Source organism: Streptococcus sp., assembly GCF_019414905.1.
In the GTDB taxonomy this organism is placed as follows: domain Bacteria; phylum Bacillota; class Bacilli; order Lactobacillales; family Streptococcaceae; genus Streptococcus.
The window spans coordinates 1-5,234 of sequence record NZ_DXLC01000254.1; the positions used below are offsets into that span (position 1 = coordinate 1).

General features: G+C 38.9%; 7 protein-coding genes and 1 pseudogene. 6 read left to right on the forward strand and 2 right to left on the reverse strand.

Translation table 11 applies throughout. The features are described 5' to 3' along the window. Positions 1-311 precede the first annotated feature (311 nt). From QZ359_RS07665 to QZ359_RS07675, 3 genes are all read left to right on the forward strand, one after another. Complete coding sequence (locus QZ359_RS07665) at positions 312-632, forward strand: PadR family transcriptional regulator (protein ID WP_000665422.1); 321 nt, start codon at positions 312-314, stop codon at positions 630-632. Positions 633-635: 3 nt separating this feature from the next. Further along, a complete protein-coding gene (locus QZ359_RS07670) occupies positions 636-1,451 on the forward strand; it encodes a hypothetical protein (protein ID WP_261076865.1) in 816 nt (271 codons plus the stop codon). 72 nt (positions 1,452-1,523) lie between these two features. After that, positions 1,524-2,450: an aldo/keto reductase gene (locus QZ359_RS07675; RefSeq protein WP_023943033.1), complete on the forward strand. Its 927-nt coding sequence runs from the start codon at positions 1,524-1,526 to the stop codon at positions 2,448-2,450. Positions 2,451-2,884: 434 nt separating this feature from the next. Here QZ359_RS07675 and QZ359_RS07680 read toward each other — a convergent pair. After that, positions 2,885-3,419 (reverse strand): annotated as a pseudogene (locus QZ359_RS07680) (hemolysin III family protein). After that, complete coding sequence (locus QZ359_RS07685) at positions 3,419-3,862, reverse strand: DUF1836 domain-containing protein (RefSeq protein ID WP_261076869.1); 444 nt, start codon at positions 3,860-3,862, stop codon at positions 3,419-3,421. Before QZ359_RS07685 ends, QZ359_RS07680 begins: the two are co-directional and overlap by 1 nt. 134 nt (positions 3,863-3,996) lie before the next feature. Between QZ359_RS07685 and QZ359_RS07690 the strand changes: the two genes are divergently transcribed. The 3 genes from QZ359_RS07690 to QZ359_RS07700 form a co-directional block, all read left to right on the forward strand. Next, the gene (locus tag QZ359_RS07690; RefSeq protein WP_261076871.1) at positions 3,997-4,491 is read left to right on the forward strand and encodes a GNAT family N-acetyltransferase; all 495 of its coding nucleotides are present in this window, start codon (positions 3,997-3,999) and stop codon (positions 4,489-4,491) included. Beyond that, entirely contained in the window at positions 4,491-5,000 is a 510-nt protein-coding gene (locus QZ359_RS07695; RefSeq protein ID WP_261076873.1) for a methylated-DNA--[protein]-cysteine S-methyltransferase, read from the forward strand. Before QZ359_RS07690 ends, QZ359_RS07695 begins: the two co-directional genes overlap by 1 nt. A gap of 12 nt (positions 5,001-5,012) precedes the next feature. Further along, on the forward strand, positions 5,013-5,234 hold a 222-nt coding region (locus QZ359_RS07700; protein WP_293965247.1), incomplete at its 3' end, for a glutaredoxin domain-containing protein.

Below are 5,234 nucleotides of genomic sequence, written 5' to 3' on the forward strand. Positions count from 1 at the left end.
AAACTAGGAAGCTAGCCGCAGGTTGCTCAAAACACTGTTTTGAGGTTGTAGATAAAACTGACGAAGTCAGCTCAAAACACTGTTTTGAGGTTGTGGATAGAACTGACGAAGTCAGCTCAAAACACCGTTTTGAGGTAGTAGATAAGACTGACGAAGTCAGTTACATATACATACGGTAAGGCGACGCTGACGTGGTTTGAAGAGATTTTCGAAAAGTATTAACTATTATGCTTTACAAACTAGTGTAGAAGTAGTATACTATAGGTGGAGCTACTAGTAGGTATTACAAAATAGATTAGAAGGGAGAAGGAATGAAGGAAACTCAGCTATTAAAAGGTGTTCTTGAAGGTTGTGTCTTGGATATGATTGGTCAAAAAGAGCGATATGGTTATGAGTTGGTTCAGACTTTGCGAGAGGCTGGATTTGACACTATCGTTCCAGGAACTATTTATCCTTTGTTGCAAAAGTTAGAAAAAAATCAATGGATAAGAGGCGACATGCGTCCGTCGCCAGATGGTCCAGATCGGAAGTATTTTTCGTTAACTAAAGAAGGAGAAGAGCGTGTCTCGGTCTTTTGGCAACAATGGGACGATTTGAGTCAAAAAGTAGAAGGAATTAAGAATGGGGGTTAAACCATGAAGAAAATGAAGTATTACGAAGAAACAAACAATTTGTTGCATGAGTTTTCTGAGGAGAATCAGCAGTATTTTGAGGAGCTGTGGGATAGTTTTAATCTTGCTGGATTTCTCTATGATGAGGACTATCTCAGAGAGCAGATTTATTTGATGATGTTAGATTTCTCAGAAGCAGAACGAGATGGCATGAGTGCAGAGGATTATCTAGGTAAGAATCCTAAAAAAATAATGAAAGAGATTCTCAAGGAAGCACCACGCAGTTCTATCAAGGAGTCCCTTTTAACACCAATTTTTGTCCTAGCGATATTACGCTACTATCATCTACTGGGTGATTTTTCTAAAGGTCCTCTCTTAACAGTCAATTTGCTTACGTTTTTAGGCCAACTTCTTATTTTTCTGATTGGATTTGGACTTGTGGCCACAATCTTACGTTGGGGCTTAGTTCAAGATTCTCCTAAAATGAAAATTGGCACCTATATTGTCGTTGGGATTCTTGTTCTGCTAGTTGTTCTGGGATATGTAGGAATGGGAAGTTTCATACAAGAAGGAGCCTTTTATCTTCCGGCGCCCTGGGATACTTTATCTGTCTTTACGATTTCGCTGGTCATCAGTATTTGGAATTGGAAAGAACCGATTTTTCGTCCCTTTGTCAGTATGATTGTTGCCCATCTTGTTGTAGGTTCTCTGCTTCGTTACTATGAGTGGATGGGAATTTCAAATGTTTTTCTTACAAAAGTTATTCCTTTAGCTGTCCTCTTTATTGGAATCTTTGTCTTGTTCCGTGGGTTTAAGAAGATAAAATGGAGTGAAATATAGTCAAAAAGCCGTTGCAAAGCGGTTTTTTGTTATAATTAATTGAAGAATGTAGAATCAAAGGAGAAAAATTTGATGAGATACATAACTCTTGGTCAAGATGACAAAGAATTATCAGAAATTGTTCTCGGAATGATGAGAATAAAAGATAAGTCTGTAAAAGAAGTTGAGGAGCTTGTAGAAACAGCACTTTCTGTTGGAATCAATGCTTTCGATTTGGCTGATATATATGGTCGTGGTCGTTGTGAAGAACTGTTAGGTCTTGTCCTAAAAAATCGTCCAGATTTAAGAGAAAAGATGTGGATTCAGTCCAAATGTGGCATTCGCATAGAAGAATTTTCCTATTTTGATTTTTCAAAAGAGTATATATTACAATCAGTTGATGGGATTTTAGAAAGATTGCAGGTTGATTATTTAGATAGCTTGCTTCTTCATCGACCAGATGCTTTGATGGAATCTGACCAAGTAGCAGAAGCCTTTGATCTCCTTTATAAACAAGGTAAGGTTCAAAATTTTGGAGTTTCTAATCAAAATCCTATGATGATGGAGTTACTTAAAAAAGATGTCAAGCAGCCGTTAGCTGTTAATCAGCTACAATTAAGTGCGGCTTTTACTCCAGGATTCGAATCAGGTTTTCATGTTAATATGGAAGATAGTCAAGCAGCTATACGAGATGGCAGCATTTTTGAATATTGCCAATTACACGATGTGGTCATTCAAGCATGGTCTGTCTTACAATTTGGGTATTTTAAAGGGAACTTTGTTGGAAATGAGAAATTTCAAGCTTTAAATCAAGTACTTGATCGTTTAGCTATTAAATATGGAGTAACCTCTTCAACTATTGCCATTTCTTGGATATTGCGTTATCCAGCAAAAATGCAGGCAGTTGTAGGTACCACAAATCCTAAGCACTTGAGAGAAGTTAGCCAAGCGGCAAACTTTAGCTTAACAAGAAAAGAATGGTATGAAATTTATCTTGCTGCAGGGAATAATTTGCCTTAGGAAAAAATGCATTTAAAGAAATCACAGTCAAAAAAACGTTGGAAAACGTTTTTTTGTTATGTGATCATTTGTCTGTCTTGATTCGTTAGGTACGGTTCATTAACGGATGATTCTGATTTAATACTCAATGAAAATCAAAAAGCAAACTAGGAAGCTAGCCGCAAGTTGCTCAAAACTCTGTTTTGAGGTAGTAGATAAGACTGACGAAGTCAGTGACCATACATACGGTAAGGCGACGCTGACGTGGTTTGAAGAGATTTTCGAAGAGTATAACTATTCTGATTTACGTACTAGTAGGGAAGCAGTATCCCATAATTGACGGCACGCTAGTAGGTACTATAAAATGGACTGGAGTGATTTTTGGATTTTGATTGAGTATAAAACATCATAGAGAATAAAAAAATGAGGTTAGGATTTTTTGTCCTAACCTATTTTTACATGAAATAAACAATGGCGATGTATTGGAGTGAGGACGCAGATAGGATAAAGAGATGCCAAATCATGTGGAAATAAGGTTTTTTCTTGGCATAAAATCCAGCCCCAACTGTATAAGAGAGTCCACCAGTTACCATGAGACTCCAGAAAATTGGTGTCGTTTGACTGATAATGGCAGGAATGATAGCCAGAACCAACCAGCCCATAATCAGGTAAAGAGCAAGGCTAAATTTCTCATTGACTTTTTTAGCAAAGATTTTATAGAGAATACCAAAGATAGTCGTTCCCCATTGGATGGCGATAATCAGATAGCCAAACCAGTTATTCATTAAGGTCAAGACGACGGGCGTGTATGAGCCTGATAACGAAAATGGAAACGCCGATAGATGATAAAAATCCGTGTGTCTCATAACTATAGGTGGATGAAATAGGCAGTAAGATGAGCATGATGACTGCACCTACGGCATGGGTCACGCTATTAGCAATCTCCTCTCCAAAACTGAGTTGTTTGCTGAGCTTTAGGCTTGTATTCATTAGATTTCCTCCTCTTGAGTATGATGGATTAAGGCTAGAGTTTGATGATAGAGTTTAACGGTTTGGCAGCTGGTTTGGATAATGGGGTTAGCTGGGTCCATTCCTTGGTTCATGTAGTCCACAAAAGCATCGTAGAGTTGCTCTGAACTTGCTTGACTTTGTAGAGTATTCAGTGTCTGGGCTATTTCTTGGATTGAAAAGACAGACTTTAGGGTTGTGATAGCAATCAGACGGGCAATCTGTTGGCGTTGGTATTTTTTCTTGTCAGGCTTTGTCAGGTAACCATGTTTCACATAATTATTAACCATAGATGCTGTCAGGCCCTTGTCTTTATCAGGAGAGATAGGGGCGCAGACCTGATTGACATAGAGTAAAACCTGGTCCAGATAGAGGTCAATGTTTGGAATTTCTGCCCATTTTGGGTAGGAAAAGGTAGTTTTCATTTCCAACTCCTTTTTATCTAGTTTTAATAACTAGATTATAAAATAACAAAAACAGAAAGTCAAGTTTTAACTGCTTGTAGAAAGACTTAAATTATGCTATGATGGGAGAAACTAGTCAGAAATGAGGAGAAAAGATGGAGATTCGTTTAGCTTTTCCAAATGAAGTAGATGCCATCATGCAGGTGATGGAAGATGCTAAAAAATGTTTAGCGGATGCTGGTAGTGACCAGTGGCAAAATGGTTATCCAAATGCTGATATTATTATTGAGGATATTGTCTCAGGCCAAGCCTACGTAGCCTTGGAAGAGGGAGAACTACTAGCTTATGCAGCTGTGACCAAAAGTCCAGAGGCAGCCTATGAAGTCATTTATGAAGGCAACTGGCAAGCTGGAGAGTCAGAGTACCTAGTCTTTCACCGTATCGCTGTGGCAGCAGATGTGCAGGGACAAGGAGTTGCTCAAACCTTTTTAGAGGGCTTGATTGAAGGTTTTGACTATCTTGATTTTCGTTCAGATACGCATGCTGAAAACAAGGTTATGCAACATATTTTTGAAAAGCTTGGATTTAAACAGGTCGGAAAAGTTCCAGTTGATGGCGAACGCTTGGCCTATCAAAAATTGAAGAAATAATGCAAAAGAAGTACGCAAAAATGATCTACTCTTCGCCAATAGGAACCTTGTCTTTGGTTGCTGACGAGCAATATCTGTATGGCATTTGGATGCAGGACCAGAAGCATTTTGAGAGGGGACTAGGAGATGAGACTATAGAAGCAGTTGTTAGTCATCCCATTTTAGACCCAGTTATTGCTTGCTTAGATGCTTACTTTAAAGGCAAGCCTCAAGATTTATCATACTTGCACTTGGCGCCAATCGGAACGGATTTTGAAAAGCGGGTCTGGGCCTACTTACAGAGCATTCCTTATGGTCAAACAGTGACCTATGGGCAAATAGCACAAGATTTGCAAGTGGCTTCTGCTCAAGCAATTGGTGGAGCAGTGGGGCGGAATCCTTGGTCTATCCTAGTACCTTGTCATCGTGTGCTGGGAGCTGGCAAGCGTCTGACTGGTTATGCAGCAGGAGTGGAAAAGAAAGCTTGGCTCTTGGAGCATGAAGGCGCAGATTTTAAAGATATAAAATAGAAAGTGAAACACATGTTAGAATTTATCGAATATCCAAAATGTTCAACTTGTAAAAAAGCAAAACAAGAATTAAACCAACTCGGTGTGGACTATAAAGCCATCCATATCGTTGAAGAAACACCTAGCCAAGAAGTCATTTTAAATTGGCTAGAAACCTCGGGTTTTGAGTTGAAGCAATTTTTCAACACCAGTGGGATCAAATACCGTGAATTGGGGCTGAAAGATAAGGTAGGA

Bases quoted from the DNA above. Each gene is read 5' to 3' on its own strand.
- QZ359_RS07665 (WP_000665422.1), top strand. From the start codon at position 312: ATGAAGGAAACTCAGCTATTAAAAGGTGTTCTTGAAGGTTGTGTCTTG.
- QZ359_RS07685 (WP_261076869.1), bottom strand. From the start codon at position 3,862: ATGAAAACTACCTTTTCCTACCCAAAATGGGCAGAAATTCCAAACATT.
- QZ359_RS07690 (WP_261076871.1), top strand. From the start codon at position 3,997: ATGGAGATTCGTTTAGCTTTTCCAAATGAAGTAGATGCCATCATGCAG.
- QZ359_RS07670 (WP_261076865.1), top strand. From the start codon at position 636: ATGAAGAAAATGAAGTATTACGAAGAAACAAACAATTTGTTGCATGAG.
- QZ359_RS07695 (WP_261076873.1), top strand. From the start codon at position 4,491: ATGCAAAAGAAGTACGCAAAAATGATCTACTCTTCGCCAATAGGAACC.
- QZ359_RS07675 (WP_023943033.1), top strand. From the start codon at position 1,524: ATGAGATACATAACTCTTGGTCAAGATGACAAAGAATTATCAGAAATT.